The organism is Curtobacterium pomorum (assembly GCF_044497295.1).
Lineage (GTDB): Bacteria > Actinomycetota > Actinomycetes > Actinomycetales > Microbacteriaceae > Curtobacterium.
On sequence record NZ_CP172409.1, the window covers coordinates 2,594,950 to 2,618,208 of the forward strand.

The 23,259-nt window shown below is 73.0% G+C and carries 18 protein-coding genes; 7 read left to right on the plus strand and 11 right to left on the minus strand.

Features of this window, described 5'->3' with window-relative positions; translation table 11 throughout:
• Positions 1-59: 59 nt before the first annotated feature.
• From secA to mtrA, 6 genes are all read right to left on the minus strand, one after another.
• Positions 60-2,843, minus strand: a complete 2,784-nt coding sequence (secA, locus tag ACGH48_RS12360) for a preprotein translocase subunit SecA (RefSeq protein WP_123313692.1) — start codon at positions 2,841-2,843, stop codon at positions 60-62.
• Between the two features lie 169 nt (positions 2,844-3,012).
• Positions 3,013-3,714 (minus strand): ribosome hibernation-promoting factor, HPF/YfiA family, encoded by a 702-nt coding sequence (gene hpf / locus ACGH48_RS12365; protein WP_123313693.1) that lies wholly within the window; start codon positions 3,712-3,714, stop codon positions 3,013-3,015.
• Positions 3,715-3,874: 160 nt separating this feature from the next.
• Entirely contained in the window at positions 3,875-4,594 is a 720-nt protein-coding gene (locus ACGH48_RS12370) for a ComF family protein (protein WP_396288818.1), read from the minus strand.
• 100 nt (positions 4,595-4,694) lie between these two features.
• Positions 4,695-6,389 (minus strand): GerMN domain-containing protein, encoded by a 1,695-nt coding sequence (locus ACGH48_RS12375; RefSeq protein WP_123313695.1) that lies wholly within the window; start codon positions 6,387-6,389, stop codon positions 4,695-4,697.
• Positions 6,389-8,110 (minus strand): MtrAB system histidine kinase MtrB, encoded by a 1,722-nt coding sequence (gene mtrB, locus ACGH48_RS12380; protein WP_260233125.1) that lies wholly within the window; start codon positions 8,108-8,110, stop codon positions 6,389-6,391. The genes ACGH48_RS12375 and mtrB overlap by 1 nt, the downstream gene beginning before the upstream one ends.
• A gap of 5 nt (positions 8,111-8,115) precedes the next feature.
• Complete coding sequence (gene mtrA, locus ACGH48_RS12385; protein WP_123292246.1) at positions 8,116-8,790, minus strand: MtrAB system response regulator MtrA; 675 nt, start codon at positions 8,788-8,790, stop codon at positions 8,116-8,118.
• 319 nt (positions 8,791-9,109) lie between these two features.
• Between mtrA and ACGH48_RS12390 the strand changes: the two genes are divergently transcribed.
• The 5 genes from ACGH48_RS12390 to ACGH48_RS12410 are packed head-to-tail and all read left to right on the plus strand — an operon-like array spanning position 9,110 to position 14,553.
• Positions 9,110-10,315 carry a glycerophosphoryl diester phosphodiesterase membrane domain-containing protein gene (locus ACGH48_RS12390; protein WP_396288819.1) on the plus strand — a complete coding sequence of 402 codons (1,206 nt, stop codon included), beginning with the start codon at positions 9,110-9,112 and terminating at the stop codon, positions 10,313-10,315.
• Positions 10,312-10,953 (plus strand): DUF4129 domain-containing protein, encoded by a 642-nt coding sequence (locus tag ACGH48_RS12395; protein WP_396288821.1) that lies wholly within the window; start codon positions 10,312-10,314, stop codon positions 10,951-10,953. The genes ACGH48_RS12390 and ACGH48_RS12395 overlap by 4 nt, the downstream gene beginning before the upstream one ends.
• The gene (locus ACGH48_RS12400) at positions 10,950-12,191 is read left to right on the plus strand and encodes a DUF4350 domain-containing protein (RefSeq protein ID WP_396288822.1); all 1,242 of its coding nucleotides are present in this window, start codon (positions 10,950-10,952) and stop codon (positions 12,189-12,191) included. The genes ACGH48_RS12395 and ACGH48_RS12400 overlap by 4 nt, the downstream gene beginning before the upstream one ends.
• A gap of 5 nt (positions 12,192-12,196) precedes the next feature.
• Positions 12,197-13,201, plus strand: a complete 1,005-nt coding sequence (locus ACGH48_RS12405; protein ID WP_395872255.1) for an AAA family ATPase — start codon at positions 12,197-12,199, stop codon at positions 13,199-13,201.
• Positions 13,201-14,553, plus strand: a complete 1,353-nt coding sequence (locus tag ACGH48_RS12410; protein WP_123313699.1) for a DUF58 domain-containing protein — start codon at positions 13,201-13,203, stop codon at positions 14,551-14,553. Before ACGH48_RS12405 ends, ACGH48_RS12410 begins: the two co-directional genes overlap by 1 nt.
• A gap of 12 nt (positions 14,554-14,565) precedes the next feature.
• Here ACGH48_RS12410 and ACGH48_RS12415 read toward each other — a convergent pair whose 3' ends face one another.
• Positions 14,566-15,564 carry a stage II sporulation protein M gene (locus ACGH48_RS12415; RefSeq protein WP_396288823.1) on the minus strand — a complete coding sequence of 333 codons (999 nt, stop codon included), beginning with the start codon at positions 15,562-15,564 and terminating at the stop codon, positions 14,566-14,568.
• 42 nt (positions 15,565-15,606) lie between these two features.
• On the opposite strand from ACGH48_RS12415, the gene ACGH48_RS12420 reads away from it, so the two are divergent.
• Positions 15,607-16,476, plus strand: coding sequence for an RDD family protein (locus ACGH48_RS12420; RefSeq protein ID WP_123313701.1), 870 nt, complete (start codon positions 15,607-15,609; stop codon positions 16,474-16,476).
• Positions 16,477-16,590: 114 nt separating this feature from the next.
• On the opposite strand, the gene ahcY is transcribed toward ACGH48_RS12420, so the two are convergent.
• Positions 16,591-18,069: an adenosylhomocysteinase gene (gene ahcY, locus ACGH48_RS12425; protein WP_396288824.1), complete on the minus strand. Its 1,479-nt coding sequence runs from the start codon at positions 18,067-18,069 to the stop codon at positions 16,591-16,593.
• A gap of 104 nt (positions 18,070-18,173) precedes the next feature.
• Entirely contained in the window at positions 18,174-18,389 is a 216-nt protein-coding gene (locus ACGH48_RS12430) for a DUF3499 family protein (protein WP_111085977.1), read from the minus strand.
• A gap of 78 nt (positions 18,390-18,467) precedes the next feature.
• On the opposite strand from ACGH48_RS12430, the gene ACGH48_RS12435 reads away from it, so the two are divergent.
• On the plus strand, positions 18,468-18,908 hold the full coding sequence (locus tag ACGH48_RS12435; RefSeq protein ID WP_111085978.1) for a metallopeptidase family protein: 441 nt from the start codon (positions 18,468-18,470) through the stop codon (positions 18,906-18,908).
• A gap of 22 nt (positions 18,909-18,930) precedes the next feature.
• On the opposite strand, the gene ACGH48_RS12440 is transcribed toward ACGH48_RS12435, so the two are convergent.
• Positions 18,931-20,334, minus strand: a complete 1,404-nt coding sequence (locus ACGH48_RS12440; protein ID WP_123313704.1) for a DUF5719 family protein — start codon at positions 20,332-20,334, stop codon at positions 18,931-18,933.
• The gene (locus ACGH48_RS12445; protein WP_396288825.1) at positions 20,331-23,168 is read right to left on the minus strand and encodes a glycosyltransferase; all 2,838 of its coding nucleotides are present in this window, start codon (positions 23,166-23,168) and stop codon (positions 20,331-20,333) included. The genes ACGH48_RS12440 and ACGH48_RS12445 overlap by 4 nt, the downstream gene beginning before the upstream one ends.
• Between the last annotated feature and the right edge of the window lie 91 nt (positions 23,169-23,259).

Genomic DNA, 23,259 nt, shown 5'->3' on the forward strand with positions numbered 1-23,259 from the left:
AACGGACGGGAGGCACGGTGCCAGCTGGCACCGTGCCTCCTGTCCGTCTCGTGCGGACGCTAGTTCTTCTTCGACGCCTGACGACGCTCGGCGCGGTTGCCCGCCGCGGCGGCCTGGCCGGAGGCCGTGGCCGCGTTGCCGAACGCGGAGCCCTGCTCGGGCTCGGCAGCGGCCTCGGCCTCGGCCTGGGCCTGCTGCGCGCGCGCCGTGGCGGCCTGCTCGAGGCGACCCTTCTCGTCGCGCACCTCGACCTCGCCGTCGATCGACGGCGCCGAGTACTCGAGGCCGGAGACCTCGTCCTCACCGAGACCCTTGGCCTCGATCACGGCGTTCTCGCCGTCGGACTGCACCTGGACCTCGAGGTTGAACAGGTAGCCGACCGACTCTTCGCGGATCTGCCCCATCATCGTCTGGAACAGGGCGTAGCCCTCGCGCTGGTACTCGACGAGCGGGTCGCGCTGCGCCATCGCGCGGAGGCCGATGCCGTCCTTGAGGTAGTCCATCTCGTACAGGTGGTCGCGCCAGCGGCGGTCGATCACCGACAGGACCACGCGGCGCTCGAGCTCGCGCATGGCCTCGTCGCCGAGGAGTTCCTCACGCTGCTGGTAGGCGAGCTTGGCGTCGGACAGGATCTCGCGGCCGAGGAAGTCACGCGACGCCTTGCCCTTCGAGCCGGCCTCGGTGATGACCTCGTCGATGGAGATCGAGATCGGGTAGAGGGTGCCGAGCTCGGTCCACATGGCGTCGAGGTCCCAGTCGTCCGGCGAACCCTCACCGGTGTGGGTGTCGATCACGTCGTCGATGACGGCCTTGAGGAACGACTGCGCACGGTCGTGCAGGTCGTCGCCCTCGAGGATGTGACGACGGTCGCTGTAGATCGCCTCGCGCTGGCGGTTCAGGACGTCGTCGTACTTCAGGACGTTCTTGCGGATCTCGGCGTTCCGGCCCTCGACCTGCGCCTGGGCGGAACGGATCGCACGGCCGACGAGCTTGTTCTCGATCGCCAGGTCGTCCGGCACGTTCGAGCGGCCCATCAGACTCTCGGCGGCACCGGAGTTGAACAGGCGCATCAGGTCGTCGGTCAGCGACAGGTAGAAACGGCTCTCGCCCGGGTCGCCCTGACGGCCGGAACGACCACGCAGCTGGTTGTCGATGCGGCGGGACTCGTGACGCTCGGTGCCGAGGACGTAGAGCCCACCGGCCTCGCGGACCTTGTCGCCCTCGACCTCGACCTCGGCCTTGACGCGGGCGAAGACCTCGTCCCACGCAGCCTCGTACTCGTCGGGGGTCTCGGTCGGCGACAGGCCCTTGGCGTGCATCTCCTGCACGGCGAGGAACTCGGAGTTGCCGCCGAGCATGATGTCGGTGCCGCGACCGGCCATGTTCGTCGCGACGGTCACGGCGCCGAGGCGACCGGCCTGGGCGACGATCGCCGCTTCACGCGCGTGGTTCTTCGCGTTGAGGACCTCGTGCTTCACGCCCTTCTTGGCGAGGAGCTTCGACAGGTACTCGGACTTCTCGACGCTCGTGGTGCCGACGAGGACGGGCTGGCCCTGCTCGTGGCGCTCGGCGATGTCCTCGGCGACCTGTTCGAACTTCGACTTCTCGTTCTTGTAGACCAGGTCGGTCTGGTCGATGCGCTGCATCGGCTTGTTCGTCGGGATCGGGACCACGCCGAGCTTGTAGGTCGACATGAACTCGGCCGCTTCGGTCTCGGCGGTACCGGTCATGCCGGAGAGCTTCTGGTAGAGCCGGAAGTAGTTCTGCAGCGTGACGGTGGCGAGGGTCTGGTTCTCCGCCTTGACCTCGACGCCCTCCTTCGCCTCGATCGCCTGGTGGATGCCCTCGTTGTAGCGACGGCCCATCAGGATGCGGCCGGTGTGCTCGTCGACGATGAGCACCTCGCCGTTCATCACGACGTAGTCCTTGTCGCGCTTGAACAGGGCAACGGCCTTGATGGAGTTGTTCAGGAACGAGATGAGCGGGGTGTTCGCCGACTCGTACAGGTTGTCGATGCCGAGGTAGTCCTCGACCTTCTCGATGCCGGGCTCGAGTACACCGACCGTGCGCTTCTTCTCGTCGACCTCGTAGTCCTCGCCCGGGGTCAGGCGCTTCGCGATCGAGGCGAACTCGGTGAACCACCGGTTGGCCTCGCCCGAGGACGGGCCGGAGATGATGAGCGGGGTGCGGGCCTCGTCGATGAGGATCGAGTCGACCTCGTCCACGACGGCGAAGAAGTGGCCACGCTGCACCATGTCGGAGGCCTGCCACGCCATGTTGTCGCGCAGGTAGTCGAAGCCGAACTCGTTGTTCGTGCCGTAGGTGATGTCTGCGGCGTACTGCTCGCGGCGCTCGGCCGGCGTCTGGTTGGCGATGATGCAGCCGGTCGTCATGCCGAGGGCGCGGAAGACGCGGCCCATGATCTCGGACTGGTACGACGCCAGGTAGTCGTTGACCGTGATGACGTGCACGCCGCGCGACGGGATCGCGTTGAGGTAGGCCGCCGTGGTCGCGACGAGGGTCTTGCCCTCACCGGTCTTCATCTCGGCGATGTTGCCGAGGTGCAGGGCCGCGCCGCCCATGAGCTGCACGTCGAAGTGCCGCATGCCGAGGGTGCGCTTCGCTGCTTCCCGCACGGCGGCGAACGCCTCGGGCAGCAGGTCGTCGAGGGTCTCGCCGTTGGCGTACCGCTCGCGCAGCTCCTTCGTCTCGTCCTGGAGTTCCTCGTCGGTGAGGCTCGAGAAGTCGTCCTCGAGGTCGTTGATCGCCGAGGCGTACGCCTTCAGCCGGCGGACGGTGCGTCCTTCGCCGATGCGGAGGACCTTCTCCAGCACGTTTGCCACGTGAGCTCCTTACGGGGTCGTCGTGCGCGACCTGCGCGCCCGATCGACCAGTCATGCTAGCAACCCACCGGTGCCGTGCGCTGTGAGGGACGTCGGTGTGGGAACAGCGGTGTGCGCGGCCCGCGAACGGGCCGCGCACACCGGGTCGGACGAGTCCGCGGCGATCGCGTCAGGCGAGCGCGGCGGCGGGCTCGGCGTCCGCCGACGCCGTGGCGCCGGTCTGGTCGTCGATGCCGATCACGCCGTAGTCCCAGCCCTTGCGCCGGTAGACCACGCTCGGGCGGTGGGTCTCGGCGTCGACGAACAGGTAGAAGTCGTGCCCGACGAGCTCCATGAAGTACAGGGCGTCGTCGACCGTCATCGGGGCGGCCTCGAACACCTTGTGCCGGATCACCACGGGGCTGTAGACCTCGGTGTCGTCCTCCTCCGTCGTCTGCTCGTCGACGACGGGGACCGCGCCGGTGGCGACGTCCTCGATGAGTCGGCCGTCGGCGGGGACCACCCCCATGCCGTCGAAGGCGCTGCCGGCGGCCTCGGCCACCGAGGTCGGACGGTGACGACCGCGGTGCACCTTGCGCCGGTCGCGGGCACGGCGCAGGCGTTCCATGATGCGGGCGAAAGCGAGGTCGAAGGCGGCGTACTTGTCGGACGCCGCGGACTCCGCCCGCACGAGGGGCCCGGGACCGATGAGCGTGAGCTCGATGCGGTCCTCGCCCTGGCTGCCGCCGGACTTCTCGTGGTGGCGGCTGATGCGCACCTCGAAGGCGAGCGCACGGTCAGCGAGCACGTCGATCTTCTCGGACTTCTGTTCGACGTAGGTGCGGAATCGGTCGGTGACCCCGACGTTCCGGCCTGTGATCGTCACGTCCATGTCGCGGCTCCCATCGAGCTTCGGCGCGTCGCCTCCATCCGGCGAACCCGAACGCCTTGTCGCGAGGCTAGACCCGCGGCTGGTCCGGCGTCACGGTGCGGCGGCGAGTCCGCCGGACACTCACCGGACGCACAGTGGTCACCCGGTGTTCACCGAGGCGTCAGTCCTCGACGCTCGCGACGGCGACGCACCGGACGACCCGACCGCCCGCGGCCCGCACCGCGCGGACGCCCTCGGCCATCGTGACGCCGGTCGTCACGACGTCGTCCACCAGCACGACGTCCCGCCGCTCGACCCCGTGGGCCCGCAGCGTGCCGACGGTCGCCGCGACCCGCTCGATCGCCGTCCGTTCCTTCTGGCCCGGCCCACCGTCCGCAGGTCCGCCCCGTCCCCGTACCCGTACCCGCCGGAGTCGCCCGGTGCCGCGGACGCCGCCGCGGGCGAGCAGCAGCACCACGGGGTCGAAGCCGCGCCGCCGTGCCCCGGCCCGCGACGGCGGCACCCGCAGCACCACCGTGCCGGCAGGGGCCTCGGCGAGCGCCGCGCGGACGAGCGTGCCGAACCGACCGCCGAGCGGACGTGCCACGTCGACCCGGCTCCGGAGCTTCAGCTCGAGGAGCAGCCCGCGGACGAGCCCCTCGTACTCGAACGCCGCGTCGAGCCGGACCCCCGCGACGAGGCGCACCCGACGCGGACGTGCGGCCAGGTCGGCGCGGCAGGCCCGGCAGAGCGCACGGTCCGGGCGTCCGCAGCCCAGGCACTCCACCGGCAGGAACAGGCCGAGCACGGCGAACGCGGCGTCCCGCCACGGCGTGGGCGAGCTCGGGGCGGTCGACTCCGCGGTGGTCGTCCCGGCGGTGGGCTGGTCCTCGGTGCGCATGCGACGAGTGTGGTGGCGACCGGACGGCGGGCGCGGGCCGGCGGTGCGGACGGTGGACGGGCCTCCTGGCCGGGGTGGGTGTGGAGGGGAGACCGCGTCGTCAGCGCTGGACGCCGAGCACGTCCGCGGTGACGCCGGTCGTGTCCCAGCCGCCGCCGGTGGACTGCAGCACCGACCCGCTCGACATCCGGAGGAGCAGTGCGCCGCCGCTCCCGCCGCTGATCGACGTCGCGCGACCGTCCGGCTTCGGCAGGGTGCTCGACTGGCCGCCGATGGTGGTCCGCACCACGTTCGGCCCGGCCGTGGTCTGCCCGACCGAGGCCACGTCGGTGTCGTTCACCCACGTCGCCCCCACCGCGTCGCCGGTGGCCGCCTGCACGCGGACGGCTGCACCGAACGACGTCGGCGACCGGTCGGACCCGCGGATGACCGCCATGACGTACAGGCCGGGGCCGTCCGCGGTCTCGATCAGGGCGAGTGCCCGGGTGGAGTCGCGGGACACCTGGAACGACACGAGCTCGCCGCGCGGCAACGACGTCGCGACCTGGTGCGGGTCGCCGCCGAGGCCGTACGCGGTGATCCGGCGGGTGTCCGACGACTGGCCGACCCAGACGAACCCGAGGTCGTCGATCGAGGGGGCGACCAGGTCCTCGCGCGCGTCGACGCGCAGGTGGTCGTCGCCGCGCACGACGACGGCGCCGTCGCGGTTGCCGACGGCGGCCGTGGTGCCGGAGGCGGACAGCGCGATCGAGGTCGGGTCGAGGTCGGCCACGGTGTCGCCGACGCCGCCGCCGAGCTTCGCGACCTTGCCGGTGCCCGTGGCCGCGTAGCCGACGACGCCGTCCTCGTCGACGAGGGGTCGGGGGTCCACGTCCGGGTTCTGCTGCGCGTTCGCCCCACCCGAGTCGGGCACGGACACGCTCGCGCCCTCGATGGTCATCGACACCGACGAGATCGTGGCGACCGAGGCGAGGGACTTGCTCAGCTGCTCGCGCATCCGGACGCGGTCGACCGTGCTGGCGCCCAGCGCGTCGCTGGACAGGTCGACGAGCGCGGTGCCGCTGTCGATGGTGACGGCGTTCAGGGAGAGCTGGGTGCCCTCCGGGAACGACGAGACCACGGCGCCCTTCAGCCAGTCGGCGGGGCCGGCGAGCAGGGCGCTGGCGATGCGCGTGCTCGTGGACGAGCGGGCGAGGAACCAGCGCTCGTCCGGCACGAGGAACCGGAACGTCGGGTCGTAGAAGTACAGGGCGTGCTGCTGGAAGACCGAGTCGAAGCTGACCGGGGACAGGATGATGCCGTCCGGGGCGTAGGCGATGCGCCACTCGCCGTCCTCGCGGGTGAACTGGAACGTCAGCGTGGACGAGGTCGGGCGGACCGCCTGCGTGTACTCCCCCTCGGAGTCGACGGTGGCGCTCGCGGTGAGCGTGTACGTCAGCTCGCGGTCGTCGGCGCGCTCGACGGTGCCACTGCCGTCGCGGATCGTGACGCCCTGGCGCGGGTTCCACTGCTGCGAGAAGTCCGAGGCCAGGAACTGCCGGGCGATCGCGTAGTTGTCCTGCGCACCGGTCGCCGCCGCGATGAACCCGCGCAGGATCGCCGTCTGGTCGGAGCCGGTGATCGGCTTGTCCGGCCGGAAGTCGACGCCGGAGAGCGACTCGTCCTTGATCGTCTGGCCGGTGCGGACGGCGCCGTCGACGGGGATGGCGGCGCAGGCGGTGAGCGCCAGCACGCTGACGGCGGCCAGTGCCGCGGCGACGACGTGCCGGAGCCGGGGACGGGGACGGGAACGCATCAGGACTCCTCTCGCACGGCGCGGGGGCCGTCGTACGACTCGTCGAGCTCGGGCAGCGGTATCGCCGACGTCGCGGCGGTGCCCTGCTCGTTCCGGGGCAGGGTGAGGACGAACGTCGACCCGTGGCCGGGACGGGACCACACGTCGATCCGACCGCCGTGCAGCTTCGCGTCGCCCAGGCTGATCGCGAGCCCGAGACCGGTGCCGCCGATGGTGCGCTTGCGGCTCGGGTCGGCCCGCCAGAACCGGTCGAACACCCGGGCGGCGTCCTCCGGCGGCATGCCGACGCCCTGGTCGCGCACGGCGATGGCGACCGTGCGGGCGTCGCTGTCGACGACGACCTGGACGGGCTTGGCGTCACCGTGCTCGATCGCGTTGCCGACCAGGTTGCGCAGGATGCGGCGGACCCGCTTGGCGTCGAGCCGCATCGTGGTGTGGCCGCCCGGGGTGGCGAGCTGCAGGTCGATGCCGGCCCGTTCGGCGAGGGGGCGGAACTCCTCGACGATGTCCGCGGCGAGCGCCGCGGGCACCGACGGCTCGGTGTCGAGCTGGACGGCCTGGGCGTCGTAGCGGGAGATCTCGAGCAGGTCGGCGAGCAGCAGCTCGAACCGTTCCACCTGCGCGTGCAGGAGTTCGGCCGAGCGACCGACCGACGGCTCGAACGCGTGCCGCGAGTCGAAGAGCATGTCGCCGGCGAGCCGGATCGTGGTGAGCGGGGTGCGCAGCTCGTGGGACACGTCGGACACGAAGCGCTGCTGCACGCGGGAGAGCTCGGCGAGCTGCGTGATCTGTCGGCTGACGGCCTCGGCCATGCCGTTGAAGCTGCGCGCGAGGGTCGCCAGGTCGTCCTGGCCGCGCACCGGGATGCGTTCGTCCAGACGGCCGGCGGCGATCTTGCGGCTCGTCTCCGCTGCCTCGCGGATCGGGACCACGACCAGCCGGACGACGAGCGAGGTCACCAGGGCGATGAGCACCATGAGCGCGACGCCGCCGATCGAGAGCGTCTGCGACACGAAGTCCAGGGTCTGCTGCGCGTCGGACAGGTCGTAGACCAGGTACAGCTCGTACTGGCCGGCGCTCGGGATCTGCAGCGTCGAGCCGACGGCGAGCCCGGGGACGCGGCGGCCGTCGTCGTCGAGCTGCACGGGCTGCAGGCTGAGCTTGCCGGTGTTCGCGCCGACCTCCTTGCGCAGGGCGTCGGTGATCACGGCGTCCGGGAAGTCCTGGCTCGCGATGGTCTGCAGCGTCTGCGGGGTGGACTGGTCCGGGCTCCGCTCGATCGCGATGCTCGTGCCGCCGGGGCTGGTCGTGTTCGACAGGATCGCCTGCTGCGCCTCGTTCTGCAGCGTCTCGAGCTCGGACTGGTTGTTGTCCTCGGCGGCGGTGGCGGCGTCGAAGATCCCCTGCGCGACGATGGTCGCCCGGGCCGACTCCGACTCGATCTGGTCGCGGCGCTGCGAGTAGACGTTCGTCGAGATGCTCACCATGACGGCGGTGCCGATGATCCCGACGGCCAGTCCGGTCGTCATCACGGTGATGGCGACCGAGCGGAACATCAGGGACCGTCGCCACACGTACGCGACGGGCCGCCAGCCACGACGGACCCAGCGCCGCATCCGTCGCCGACCGCGGCCGACCACGCCGATCGACACGGTGGCCGCGCCGGGGGCGGCACCGGATGCCGTGCCGGGACCGGTGCCGGCGGGCGGGGCGGGCGGCACGGTGGTCAGGCTCCTCCGGCGCGGTACCCGACGCCGCGGACCGTGGTGACGGTCTTCGGGTTGTCGGGGTCGTGCTCGATCTTCGCGCGCAGGCGCTGCACGTGCACGTTCACCAGGCGGGTGTCGGCCTTGTAGTGGTAGCCCCAGACCTGCTCGAGGAGCATCTCGCGGGTGAAGACCTGGTTCGGCTTCTCGGCGAGCGCGCGGAGCAGGTCGAACTCGAGCGGGGTGAGCGCGATGACCGTGTCGCCGCGGCGCACCTCGTGCCCGGCGACGTCGACGGTCACGTCACCGACGTGCAGCACCGTGGCGTCGGTGGCGCTCGGTCGGAGCCGGGTGCGGATGCGGGCGACGAGCTCCTTCGGGTTGAACGGCTTGACGACGTAGTCGTCGGCACCGTTCTCGAGGCCGAGGACGACGTCGGCGGTGTCGCTCTTGGCGGTGAGCATGATGATCGGCGTGCCGCTCTCGGCGCGGATGCGCTTGCAGACCTCGATGCCGTCGATGCCCGGGAGCATCACGTCGAGCAGGACGAGGTCCGGCTTCGTGCTGTGGAACGCGTCGACGGCGTCGTTGCCGTCGGCGCTGAACTCGGGTTCGTAGCCCTCCGAGCGGAGGACGATGCCGATCATCTCGGCGAGGGCCTGGTCGTCGTCGACGACGAGGATGCGCGGTGTCATGTGATGTGGACTCCGTGTGGCGTGCGGGTGGTGCCGGGTCGGCACGTGTCCCCACACGATAGCCGAGGCCCCGTCACGCGGCGTTTTCCGCCAGGATGGACGTGGACCGCGCGTCGCCGCGCGGACCGACACGACGAAGGGGGCCGAGGTCATGTCCGATTGGCAGACGCCGGGCGGTGGACGGCAGGGTGCGGGACAGCAGGGTCCGTGGCAGGGGCACGAGCAGCCGGGAGGCCCGCCCCACTCCTCCGCGCCGCGACCGCCCGCCCCGGGGCCGGGTCGACCGCCCGGCGACCGACAGCCGTCCGGCTCGCGTCCGGTGATCCCCCTCCGCCCGCTCGGGCTGGGTGACGTCCTCAGCGGCGCGTTCACGGTCTTCCGCAGGAACGCCCGCGTCCTGCTGCTCTGGAGCGTGCTGCTCAGCGGCGTGCTCGGGCTGCTCTCCACCCTCGTCAGCACCTTCGGCCAGCAGGCGCTGCAGTCGCGGATGATGACCGCGTTCGACGGCAACGGTGGTGGCGACACGATCGTCGCGGGCTCGGTGACGCTGTGGATCCTGCTGACGATCGGCCTGCCGTTCCTGGCGTACCTCGGGCGCGGGTTCCTCGTCGCGCCCGTCGCCGCGGACACCGGGCAGCGCGTGCTCGGCCGCCGTGCGACGTTCCGGGGCCTCTGGGCGTTGCTCGCCGGGCGGCGGTGGCCGGTCGTCGGGTGGATGTTCGTGCAGATCGGCGCGGGTCTCGTCGTCGGCATCGTCGTCGTGGTGGTCTTCGTCGCGTTCTTCGCGGCGCTCGGCGCCGGGGACGCCAGCGCCGGGTGGTTCGTGCTCGCCGTCTTCCTGATGGTCCTCGGCCTCGGCGTGGTCCTGACCTGGCTCGGCATCCGCTTCGCCTTCACGGTGCCGACCATCGCGCTCGAGGGTCGACCGGTGTTCGCCGCCGCCGCGCAGTCGTGGCGGCTGACCCGCGGTGCGTTCTGGCGGACCTTCGGCATCCTCCTGCTCGTGCAGGTGATGTTCGGCGTCGCGGCGTCGATCGCCTCGGCGCCGCTCACCATCGGGGCGGTGCTGGTCGGCGGGGTGTTCGACCCGCTCGGGCAGACCGACGCGTCATCGGGGATCGGTGGCGGCGCCCTCGTCCTGATCGTCATCGGCAGCCTGCTCGCGATCGCCGTGCAGTGCATCACCGACGTGCTGAGCGCGGCGGTCGTCACCTTCCTGACCATCGACCGGCGGATCCGGACCGAGGCCCTCGACCAGCGCATCGCGTCGCACCTGGACACCGGGCAGCCGGCCGACCCGTTCGGCCCGTCGGCACCGGTCGCCCGACCGCCGTGGCCGCAGCAGCAGTGGGCCGGGCAGCAGCAGCCCTGGGCCCAGCAGCAGCCGCAGCAGTGGCCCGGACAACCCCCGCAGGCATGGCCCGGACAACAGCAGGCGCAGCAGCCCTGGCCCGGGCAGCAGCAACCGTGGCCGCACCACCCGCCGCAGCAGGGACAGCACCGTCCGCCGGACGGGACCGCATGACCGCGGTCGACCCCGACGAGGCCCGCCGCCTGCTCGAACGCGAACTCGATCGGCCCGCCTACGACGGCGCCCACGTGACCTGGTGGGACCGCGCGTCACGGACGTTCCTGGACTGGCTCGGGTCGCTCCGCGCCGACGGACTCGACTCCCCCGTCGCAGCCCGCACGGCCCTGGTGATCGCGATCGTGGTGCTCGTCGCCGTCGTGGTGCTCGTGGTCCTCGCCCGCGGGCTCCCCCGACGTCGCGCACGCAGCGGCACGGACGACACCGGCGGGGTGTTCGACGACGACGACCTCCGGTCCGCCCGGGAACTGCTCGACGCCGCCCGGTCCGCGATCCGCCGGGGCGACTGGTCGGCCGCGGTCCTCGACGGTTTCCGTGCGACCGCCCGCGGTCTCGGCGAGCGCGATCTCGTCCCCGACGTCCCCGGTGCCACCGCCCGGACCATCGCCGCCCGCGCAGCCGTCCCGTTCCCCGCCGAAGCCGCCGCGCTCGACGGCGCCGCCACGGCCTTCGACGCCGTCCGCTACCTCGGGCTCGACACCGACGAGGCCACCGCCCGGCGGGTCCTCGACACCGAGCACGCCGTGCGCCAGGCCCGTCCGGCCAGGTCCGTGGGGCCGGAGGTGCCGGCATGAGCACCAACACCGCCACCGCCACCGCGACCGCGACGCCGCGCTCGGGCGCACCGGCACCGGAGCAGCCCGAGGGCCGCCGGTTCCGGTTCGGCTTCTGGGCCGCGATCGTGGTCGTCGGACTCGTGCTCGCCGTGCTCACCGCCGTGGTGCAGGGCGCCGAGGGCCCGGACCGCCGGCCGCTCGACCCGACGTCCACCACGGCGAGCGGATCGGCTGCGCTGGTCCGTGTCCTGGAGCAGCGGGGCACCTCCGTCCGGGTCACCGACCGTGCGGACGGGATCGACGGCGGCACGGTGTTCGTCGACGACTCCGACGGGGTCCTCGACCCCGCGGTCGCCGAGCGCATCGCCCGGACCGCGGAGCACGTGGTCCTGGTGGGTGTCGACTCCACGCCGTTCACGTCCTTCGGGCTCGACGTCACGACGGCGACGGCGCCCGGGGGCGGCGACACCGTGTCGACCGCGTCGTGTGCGATCCCGGCCGCGGCATCGGCAGCGCGGGTGTCCACCGACGGGTACGGCTACACGGTGGACGACCCCGACGCGGACCGGTGCGCGCCGTCCGGCAGCGGCGACGACCGGGCCTGGGGACTCGTCCGCGCGGCGACGCCCGGCGGTGACGTCACCCTGGTCGGCACCACGTCGGCCCTCCGCAACGACACGATCACGACCGCCGGGAACGCCGCGCTCGCCCTCGGGCTGCTCGGCGCTGACGACCGCCTCACCTGGTACACGCCGACCGTCGGCGCACCCGACGCGGCCCCGACGCTCGGCGAGCTGGCGCCGCCGTGGGTGCCGAGCGGCATCGCGCTGCTCGCCCTGGTCGCCGTCGCCGCCGCGGTGTGGCGCGGCCGCCGCCTCGGGCCGCTCGTCGTCGAACGGATGCCCGTCGTGGTCCGCGCCGCCGAGACCACCGAGGGCCGGGCCCGGATGTACGCCCGTACCCACGACCGCACCCATGCCCTGGACACCCTCCGCGTCGCCGCGGTCCGCCGGATCGGTCGGCTGCTGGGACTCCCCCGCTCCGCGCACGTCGACGACGTCGTCCGCGCCGCAGCCCGCGCGACCGGCATCCCCCACGACCGCGTCGGCGCCGTCCTCGTCGGCGGTCCGACCACCGACGACCGCGCCCTCGTCGAGGGCACGAGGGCACTCGACGACCTCGAACGGGCCGTCCGACGATCCGCCTCGGGCGACCGTCCCAGCACCGACCACGACCGACCAGGAGCACGACCGTGACCGACCTGCCAGCAGTCCCCGACCAGCACGACCGACCCCGGCAGGACCCCGTCCCGGGCGACGCCGGCCTGCGCGACGCCTTCGGGCGCGTCCGGGCCGAGGTCGCCAAGGCCGTCGTCGGACAGGAGGGCGCGGTGTCCGGCATGATCGTCGGACTCCTGGCGCAGGGGCACGTGCTGCTCGAGGGCGTTCCCGGCGTCGCCAAGACCCTGCTCGTCCGCAGCCTGGCCGCCGCGATGTCGCTCGACACCAAGCGGATCCAGTTCACGCCGGACCTGATGCCCGGCGACGTCACCGGGTCGCTCGTGTACGACGCCTCCACCGGGACGTTCCCGTTCCGCGAGGGCCCCGTCTTCACCAACGTGCTGCTCGCCGACGAAGTGAACCGCACGCCCCCGAAGACCCAGTCCGCCCTGCTCGAGGCGATGGAGGAGCGGCAGGTCAGCGTGGACGGCGACGCCCGGCTGCTGCCCGACCCGTTCTTCGTGGCCGCGACGATGAACCCGATCGAGTTCGAGGGCACCTACACGCTCCCCGAAGCGCAGCTCGACCGATTCCTGATGAAGCTGACGCTCGACATCCCGCCGCGCGACGTGGAGTGGCAGGTCCTCCGCCGGCACGCCGACGGCTTCGTGCCGCGAGACGTCCGGTCGGCCGGCATCACCCCCGTGGTCGGCGTCGACGAGGTCCTCGCCGCGCAACGCGCCGTCCGTGCCGTCGGTGCCCGCGACGACGTGCTGGCGTACATCGTCGACCTCGCCCGCGCCACCCGCCAGGCACCGTCCGTCCGGGTCGGGGTCAGCCCGCGCGGTGCGACGGCCCTGCTCGCCGCGGCGAAGGCCTGGGCGTGGCTCACCGGCTACGACGCCATCACGCCCGACCACGTGCAGGCGATGACCCTGCCGGTCTGGCGGCACCGGCTCCGGGTGGCCGCCGACGCCGAGCTCGAGGGCGTCGGCGCCGACGGGGTGCTCCAGCAGGTGCTCGAGCAGGTGCGGGTGCCGATCTAGTGGCGGTCTCCGGCCGGTTCGTCGCGCTGCTCGCCGTCGCGATCGTGCCCACCGTGCTGCTCGCCAGCGGGTGGGCCGGTCTGGCGTGGGTCGTGGTCGTGCTGCTCGCCGCCGCCCTCGACGTCCTGCTCGCCGCCGACCTGACACGCGTGCGCGTCGAACGGCGCATGCCGCGACTGGCCCGGCGCGACAGCACCGCCGACGGCACGCTCGTGCTCGCGAACGACGGCGGGCGGGTGCTCCGGGGCATCGTCCGCGACATGTGGGAACCCTCCGCCGGGCACCGGCCGCGCCGGATCCGGATGACGGTCCCCGCGGGTGAACGACGGACGGCACGGATGCGGTTCACCCCGTTCCGCCGCGGCCGCCGCCGCACCGCCGGCGTCGCGGTCCGGGCCTTCGGTCCGCTCGGTCTCGCCGCTCGACAGCGGGTGGTGGCGGCTCCGGGTGAACTGGTCGTGACCCCGCCGTTCCGCTCGCGACGGCACCTGCCGTCGCGGTTGGCCCGGTTGCGCGAGCTCGACGGCGAGACCACCCTGCAGCTCCGCGGCCACGGCACCGAGTTCGACTCACTGCGCGACTACGTCCGGGGCGACGACGTCCGCTCGATCGACTGGCGGGCGACCGCCCGACGGCAGGACCTCGTGGTCCGCACCTGGCGTCCCGAGCGCGACCGCCGGGTCGTGGTCGTCGTCGACGCCGGACGTGCCGGAGCCGGCAGGGTCGCGGATGAACCACGCCTCGACACCTTCATCGAGTCCGCACTGCTCCTCGGCGCCCTGGCCGCAGCCGCCGGCGACCGGGTCGACCTGGCGGTCCTCGACGACAGCGTCCACGACCGCGTGCACGGTGCCACGCGCACTGACGTCGTCCAGCGGTTCGGCGAGGCCCTCGCGATGGCGGAACCCGGACTCGCCGCGACCGACTGGTCCGCGGTGCCGGCGCTCGTCGACTCGATCACGACGTCCCGAGCGCTCGTCGTCCTGGCGTCGAGCCTCGACTCGGTCGGTGCCTCCGGTGACCTGCTGGCGGTGCTGCCCCGGCTCACCCGGCGGCACGCCGTCGTGGTGACGAGCATCGAGGACCCGGCGGTGCAGCGGACCGCACGCGGCGGGGTGGACCCGGCCACGACGGTCCGCACGGCGCGGGGCGGACGCGTGCCGGGCCTCCCCACCGGCGCGGAGCGCGACGTGTACCGACGGGCCGCCGCCGAACGCACGCTGCTCGATGCCGACGGCGTCGCCGACGTCGCACGACGTGCCGGCGCCGAGGTGGTCCGCGGCGCACCGGAGGACGTCCCGCCGCTCGTGGCGGACGCCTACCTGCGCGCGAAGGCCACGGGCCGGCTCTGAACCGACCCGCCGCTACCCGGCGACCAGCGCGGACGTGCCGCGCTCGAACTCGTCGAGGTCGCCACGCTCCCCGGCACGGTACGCACGACCGCCGAGCACCCACTGGTACGCGAGGACCGCTGCGAGGGCGACCGTCCCGATGCCGATCTTGACCGGCCACGGCCAGTCCTGGCGGGTGACGACGCCCTCGACCAGGCCGGAGAGCAGCAGGGTCAGCGTCAGGCCGACCGCGATCGTGATCAGTGCTCGGCCGTCCTCGGCGAGGGCCTGCGCGCGGGTGCGGTGCGGACCCGGCGCCACCCAGGACCAGAAGATCATCAGGCCCGCCCCGCCGGCGAGGAACACCGAGTACAGCTCGAGCTGGCCGTGCGGGGCGATGTAGAGGAAGAAGTCGGCCAGGCGACCCTGCGAGTGCATGATCGCGGCGGACACCCCGAGCCCGACGGCGTTCTGCATGATCGAGAACGGCACGAAGACGCCCGTGATCCCGAACGCGACCATGGTCGCCGCGATGTACGCGTTGTTCGTCCACACCTGCGCCGTGAACGCGCCGAGGCCGTGGTCGGAGTAGTAGTCGACGAAGTCCTGCGTGGCGTACTGGCGGAGCGCCTCCGGCGTACCGAAGGTCGCCGTCGCCCCCGGGGTCGTCGTGATCCACACGGCCACGATCGCGCCGATCGCCGCCGTCGCCAGCGCCACCCAGATCGTCACCCAGCGGATCCGGTACAGCGCAGCGGGCAGTTGCCGGGTGAAGAACAGGGCGACCGCGGTGAGCGGGTCGACCGGGGTGCCGGTGAAGCGCAGACGGGCGCGGTACAGCGTGAGGGACAACCGGTCACCGGTCGCCGTGCGGGGCGCTGCACCGCGGATGCGGGCCAGGTCCGTCGCGGCGGCCTGGTAGCCGGAGACGAGCTCGTCGACGTCGGCACCGGTGGTGTGTCGGGCGCGCGCGAGGCGGTCGAGTTCCTGCCACCGGTCGCGGTGCACCTCGGCGTAGGCGTCCAGGTCCACGTGTTCCCCCTCGTGTCGGCCGACTTCCGACAGAATGATCCCATGTCGAAGCCCCGCACGCCGCGCGACCTCGCCGATGCCCGGTTCTCGCTCGCCCTCGACGAGACCGCCGACGAGCTCGTGGTCGGCGAGGCGGTCGCGCTCGACGTGCAGCCCGCCGGACTCGTGCTGCGGTTGGCGTCGGCCCTCCTCGACGGGGTGTGCCTGCTCGTCCTGTACCTGCTCCTGGTGTTCGGGGTGTCCCGGCTCTGGCCGAGCGGCGTCGACGACGCGTGGGGCGCCGCGCTGAGCATCGCCCTGTTCGTCGCCGTGCTCGTGCTCGTGCCGGCCGCCGTCGAGACGGTGACGCGGGGCCGCAGCGTCGGGCGGTACGCGGTCGGCACCCGGGTCGTCCGCGTCGACGGCGGTGCCATCGGGTTCCGGCACGCGTTCACCCGCGCACTCGTCGGACTGTTCGAACTGTGGATGACGTTCGGGTCGGTGGCGCTGCTCGTCGCACTGTTCGGCAGTCGTCCACGGAGACTCGGGGACCTGCTCGCCGGCACCGTCGTGCAGCACGAGCGGTTGCCGAAGCAGCGCGACCCCCAGGTCGTGCTGCCGCCGGAGCTCGCGGCCTGGGCGACGGTCGCGGACGTCTCGGCGCTGCCGCAGCGGCTCGAGAACCGGCTCGGCGCGTTCTTCCGCGGGGCCGCCGTGATGCGCCCCGAGCTCCGGGAGTCCGCCGCCCGCGCGCTGGCCGCGGACGTCGCGGCCTTCGCCCACCCGGTGCCGCCGGTCCCCGCCGAGGTGTTCCTCGCCGGTGTCGTCGTGCTGCGGCGCGGGCGGGACGTGCAGGCGCTGCGCTCCCGCGTCGCGGTGCTCACCGCGGCGGGGGCGTCGGCGTCGGCGCGGCCGCCGGGCTTCCCGCGCTAGCGCCGCGCGTTCGGCACGGCACCAGGTTCCGGACACAGCACCACGCCGTTGCGCAGTGCTGTGTCCGGAACCTGGTTCCGCGTGGCCGCGGCGCGCCGCCGGCCGCGCGACCGCTCAGTAGCGGTAGTGCTCCGGCTTGAACGGTCCCTCGACCGGGACGCCGATGTACGCCGCCTGCTCGGGACGCAGCTCCGTCAGCTCCACCCCGAGGGCGCCCAGGTGCAGGCGCGCGACCTTCTCGTCCAGGTGCTTCGGCAGCACGTAGACCCCGGTCGGGTACTCGTCACGACGGGTGTGCAGCTCGATCTGCGCCAGGACCTGGTTCGTGAACGAGTTGCTCATCACGAACGACGGGTGCCCGGTGGCGTTGCCGAGGTTCATGAGCCGCCCTTCGGACAGCACCAGGATCGACCGACCGGTCGGCAGGCGCCACTCGTGCACCTGCGGCTTGATCTCGACCTTCTCCACACCGGGCAGCGACTCGAGGCCGGCCATGTCGATCTCGTTGTCGAAGTGCCCGACGTTGGCGACGATGGCCAGGTGCTTCAGCCCGAGCATCTCGTCGACGCCCACGACGCCGAGGTTGCCCGTGCAGGTGATGACCATGTCGACGGTGTCGACGACGTCGGCCAGTCGCGCCACCTGGTAGCCGTCCATCGCGGCCTGCAGCGCGCAGATCGGGTCGACCTCGCTGACGATGACGCGGGCGCCCTGGCCGCGCAGCGCCTCGGCCGCCCCCTTGCCGACGTCACCGTAGCCGACGACGAACGCGACCTTGCCGCCCATCAGGACGTCGGTCGCCCGGTTCAGGCCGTCGGGCAGGGAGTGGCGGATGCCGTACTTGTTGTCGAACTTCGACTTCGTGACGGAGTCGTTGACGTTGATCGCAGGGAACCGCAGCTGCCCGTTCCGCGACAGCTCGTACAGGCGGTGCACGCCCGTGGTGGTCTCCTCGGTGACGCCCTCGATGTCCGCGGCGATGCGGGTCCAGCGGTCGGCCGACGTCTCGAGCGACGCGGCGACGGTGTCGAGCACGATCTTCCACTCGGCGCTCGCGTCGGCGGCGGCGACGGGAGCAGCACCAGCCGCTTCGGCGTCGGCACCGGTGTGCACGAGCATGGTGGCGTCACCGCCATCGTCCAGGATCAGGTTCGGACCGGCCCAGTCGGCTCCGACGGCGGCGGCCTCGGCGGTCCAGTCGAAGATGCGGCTGGTGCACCACCAGTACTCCTCGAGCGTCTCGCCCTTCCACGCGAACACGGGGACGCCGGCTGGTGCGTCCGGCGTGCCGGTCGGCCCGACCGCGACGGCCGCGGCGGCTTCGTCCTGCGTGGAGAAGATGTTGCAGCTCGCCCAGCGCACCTGCGCGCCGAGGGCGACGAGCGTCTCGATCAGGACGGCGGTCTGCACCGTCATGTGCAGCGATCCGGCGATGCGCGCGCCGGCCAGCGGCTGCGACGCACCGAACTCCTCGCGCAGGGCCATCAGGCCCGGCATCTCGTTCTCGGCGAGGCGGATCTGGTGGCGGCCCGCCTCGGCGAGCGAGAGGTCGGCGACGCGGTACGGTGCTGCGGTCTGGGCTTCGGTGGGCATGCCCATCAGTCTTCCATGCCGGGAGGCGCGGGTCCCCAGCCGACGTCGGTCACGTTCCACGGGCCTCCCGTCCACCACCGCTGGTGCGTCGCGGACGCGAGCCGTCAGTCGGTCTCGCGCTGCAGCGGCTCGCGCCGCACCACCTGCCAGCCGCGCGGGACGCGCAGACCGGCGGCGTGCCGGGCGCAGAGGTCGTAGCCGTGCGGTTCGACCCGCGTGGAGAGCGGCCCGACCACGACCATGGAGTCGCCGTAGTCGTACGTCAGGGTCGCCGAAGCGCTCGCGGCGCACGCGACCTTGCTGCAGATCCTCACGTCCATGTCGTCAGGGAGCCTAGCGGAGCGCGCACGGGCGACCGGAGCGACCAGGAGCGACGGCGGCACGCGTACGATGTGGGGATGCGTCGCAAGCCCCGCCTCGTCACCCCGGTCGACCGCGGTCGAGGACGGTCCCGGCACGGACGCGGTGGGCGGTCGAGCGTGACCGGTCCCGAGCTCGCGCCGATCACCACCCGCGCCGAGGCGTTCGACCGCATCGTCGGCGACAGCGCCCACTACCTGATCGGCCTGTGGCCGGACGAACTGGCGGGCGTGGTGTTCCAGGTGGCCGACATGCCGACCGACGCGACGCTGCCCGATGCGATGCCCCGGTGGCGGATCGACCGCGACACCCGCAGGGTCACCGTGTTCCGGATCCCCGTCGAGCGCGTGAACCGCAGCCCCGAGAAGGACGACGCCGACCGGCGGATCATCATCGAGACGGCCGTGTTCCGTGCCGTCGGTGAGCTGATCGGCAAGGACCCGTGGGACCTGGCGCCGGACCGCTACCGCCACTGGTGACGACCCGGCACCGTCGTCACCGTCAGGGGTAGACGCGCACCGGCGTGGACACCTGGGTGGACGGACGGACGGGGAACCCGGCGATGCCGTCGTCCCCGCGGTAGGTCACGCCCGCCACGACGCCCTCGGCCCCCGAGATCGAGAGCTGCTTCGCGGTCTGCACCGGCATGGTCGCCGTCGCGCCGGACAGCACCTGGATGGTGCGCTTCTCGTCGCCGGAGCGGATCGTGATCGCACGGTCCTCGCGCGTGGGGTTCACGAAGTTCATGCGGACGCCCTCCCCTGGAGCCACCGCGGTGATGACCTCGTCGCCCAGGGGCTCGGCCGAGGCGAACCAGCCGAGGTCGCTGTTGCCGTCGGCCGTCGGTGAGGTCGTGCGGGCACCGGCGACGACGGGCTGCGTCGACGTGACGGTGAACGAGTACCGGCCGTCCGGGAAGTCGTCGAGCGCGACGTCGGTCACCACCCCGGGCTCGGCGGTGGCGTTCACGGTCGTACCGCCGCCGTCCGCCGTCGTGATGCCGAGCGTGACGCGTGCCGACTCCGTGCCCGGAACGAACAGCCGGACCACGGGGGCGGCGTCCGCGGTGTCGTCGCCGCGCTGTGCCTCCTGCGCACCGGCGAGCACGACGCCTGGGATGACCTGCGAGCGTGACGGCGCGGCGCCGCCGGAGACGATGTCGTAGCCGCCGGGGGTGAGCGTGCGGACGACGGTCTCCTGCATGTGGGCGACGATCTGCCCGCCGGAGGACGACACGTGCACGACGGTGGATCCCTGGTCGGACACGAAGCCGGACAGCGGGACGACCTTCTGGGTGTTCGGGGCGACGACGATGCCGGTCGTGCCGGGGGCGCTGACCGTGCCGGTGCCGTCGTAGATCGCCAGGTCGACGGTCGCGTTCACGTCGGTCGGGTTCGACAGGGTGACGAGGCTGGTGCGCCCGGTCTCGGTCGAGCCGCCGACGAGCCAGGTCGACTGCGTGGGGTCGTCGCACGACGCCGCCCCGGCACCGACCAGGTCGCCGCTGGAGACGCTCTGGTAGCTGCTGCCCGCGACCTGCGGTGTGGTGTCACCCGCGGGGGCCGTGAGCAGCCGCGGGTCGCTGCCGCCGGTGGACGACGGGTCGAGCGAGGACCGCTCGACGGTCGAGCCGGTCGTCGCCGTGGCGACGGTGGCGGACCCGACCGTGCTCGCCTGGGTGGCGTCGTTGCCGGAGTCGTCGGACAGTCGCAGGGCGCTGCCTGCACAGACACGCTCGGCGTCGGCGGGGACCGGCGTGACGGTCCGGCCGGCCGGGCGACCCGGTTCGGCCGCGGTGCCGTAGGCGTGCGCAGCGGTGACGGCGCCGGCGGCGACCACCACGGCGATCGCGGTCGCGGTGCCGCGGACGACCCAGCGTCGGACGGAGCCGGTGGTGGTGCTCATTCGTCGCGCTCCTCGTCGAAGGTGGTCGCGGGTTCCTCGGCCTCGATGACGTTCGAGGTGGCCCGGCGGCGGCGCGGGGCCGTCGGCACGGCGAGCAGGGCGGCGGCGCCGAACACGACGCCGAGCACGACCAGGTACAGCACGTGCGTGGCACGGGCGGCGGCGGACCCGGTGGTGGTCCGGTCGACGTCGCCCTCGTAGTGGAACAGCTGCCCGTTCGTGGTCTCGCCGATGCTCGTGAAGAGCGCGTTCTGCCCGATCGCACCCGCGGCCCGGTCGTGCACGCTCTGCGCCTCGGGGTCGTCGCCGGCGTCGTCGAGCAGGACGAAGCTGATGCCGAGTTCCTGCAGCGCCGGCCGGGGGTCGTAGCCGCTGCGGCTCGCCAGGTTGCCGGCGAGCGTCGCGAGGCGGGCGCCGGACTCGCTCAGCCGGAGTGCGGTGGCGTCGAGGGTCGACTGGTCGTCGAGGGTGGCACCCTGACCGCGCTCGAGTGCGACGGCGAGCGACCCGTCGTCCTGCGGCACCACGACGAGCGTGCCGACGTCGGGGTTCGCCTGCGCCTCGGCGTTCACGTAGGCGCTGAGCACCCGGCCCGTGGTCGGCTGGATCGCGGCGTTGCCGAGGTAGAACGCGGCGAAGGCCGGGGCCACCGCGACGCCGGCGAGCACCGTCGCGACGAGTCCCGTCACCGGTGCGGCCTTCGGCAGCACGTCGATGCCGATGCAGGCCGCGACGACGATCGCGAGCCAGTACACCGACAGCCCGCTGCCGGGCCACACGATGGTGGTGGTCGACCCGACGCCGGTGACGGTCACGTGGGTGGCGGCGAACGCGGTGCCGAAGCCGAGCAGTGCGACGACGAGCGCCGAGCCGGCGACGGCCCAGCGGTGTCCGAGCACCGCGCCGATCGCGGCGGCGGCGATCGGCACGGCCAGGACGGCCATCACGATCGGCAGCCACGTGCCGACGGCGGCGAGCCCGGACGTGGCGGGCAGCCACCCACTCCAGTCCGGCAGCGGCTGACCGATCGCCAACTGCAGCGCGGACGGCGCACGGGTGGCCGACGGAACGCCGGGGTCGGCGAAGACCGCGAGGACGTTGCCGCGCGCGACCTGCGCGAGGACGAGCGGCAGGAAGAGCACCGCGGTCGGCACCGGGATGAAGGCCCGACGGTGCGCGCGGCGCCACCCGACGACGAGCGCGACCAGCCACCCGATCAGCAGGACCGGCAGCAAGGACGGCGCCGAGGCCGCCACGACCGCGAACAGCAGCGAGGCGCCGGACGCCCACGCCCACGAGCGGTGCGCCTCGAGCACGGCGACGAACAACCACGGCAGGACCAGGTGCGCGATGACGGCACCGAGGTGTCCGGTGGTGACCGCGCCGACGAGGGCCGGGGCGATGGCGTAGAGCGCGGCGCCGATGACCGGCACCCACTTGCGCGTCGTCACCTTGCGGACCGCGAACCAGGCACCGAGGGCGGACAGCGGGAACGCGACGAGCATCACGAGCACGACCGACGTGGACGGCGACCAGAACACGATCGAACCGAGCACCGCCAGCACGGCGGCGAAGGGGTCGGACGGACCGGTGAAGCCGGTGCCGAGCGAGTGCCAGCCGTAGCCGACGTTCTGCCAGAGCTGGCCGACGGTCGTGCTGAGGGGCAGCAGGCCGCCGCCGGTGAGCGCCGGCGAGCCGAGCAGGGGGTAGAGCGTCACGACGCTCAGGACCGCCGCGGCCAGCACGACCCAGATCCCGCCGTCGCCGAGGAACGACGCCCGCGCGATCGGGGCGTCCTCGACGCGGGCGAGTTCGACGTCGCGCGAGGTGGTCCGGTGCTCGTGCACCCGACGCCAGCTGACCCGGAGCGGTTCGACGGCGGCCCAGCCGAGCTTCTTCGTGCGGGCGAGGTTCCTGCGCGCCCGACCGGTGCCGCCGCCGAACGCCACCGCGAACGCCGCGGCGAGCTCCGGGACGACGGCCGCGGGGTGCTTGGCGACGAGGTGGCCGATCGCCCGGCCGACCGCGAACGGGACGAGGGTGAGCCAGTGCAGCCAGAGCAGCCCGCCCGGCGCGTAGGTCATCCGGCGGTGGAGCTGTGCCTGCCGGTGCATGCGGACGCGGCGGGCCTCGGAGACGCGCTTGCGACCGAACTCCTCGATCGGACCGGCGGTGGTGACCTTCGCGCCGGGGACGACGGCGACGCGGTGCCCGGCCAGGCGGACGCGGACGCAGAAGTCGAGGGCGGCGTCGACGTCCGGCAGCGCCGGGTCGAAGCCGGACAGCTCGGTCCACACCGAACGGCGCACGAGCATGCCGCCGGCGGCGACCGCGAGCACGTCCGTGTGCCGGTCGTGCTGGCCCTGGTCGAGCTCGTCCTGCACGAGACCGATCGAGCGGCCGAAGCGCGTCATGCTCTCGCCGAACGCGCGGATCAGCGAGGGGTCGTCGTCGGACACGAGCTTCGGACCCGCCACGACGACGGACGGCGCGATCTCGACGGCCGAGAGCAGGTCCGCGAGCGCGGTCGGGGACGGTGCGTTGTCGTGCCCGAGCAGCCACAGCCACTCGTCGACGGGCTCGTCGACGACGGCGGGCGGCGCCTCGCGTTCGCCGCGGGCGACGGCCTCGCCGAAGGGGCGTCCGGCCGGCAGACGCAGCAGCTCGGCGGACCCGCCGAAGGAGAGCCCGGCAGTGGAGCCGTCGGTCGACCCGACGTCGACGACCACCAGGTTCTCGGGGTGGCGGGTCTGGGCCGCGAGTGCGTCCAGGGTCCGGTCGAGGTGGGCCGCTCCGTTGGCGGCGACGAGGATCGCGGTGACTCTGGGCTGCATGACGGGCGTCACTCTACGGTCTGGAGGCACGGCGTCCGCTGCGGACGGCGGCGCGCCGTGAACCTGTGGGAACGTCAGGCGAACGCCTGGA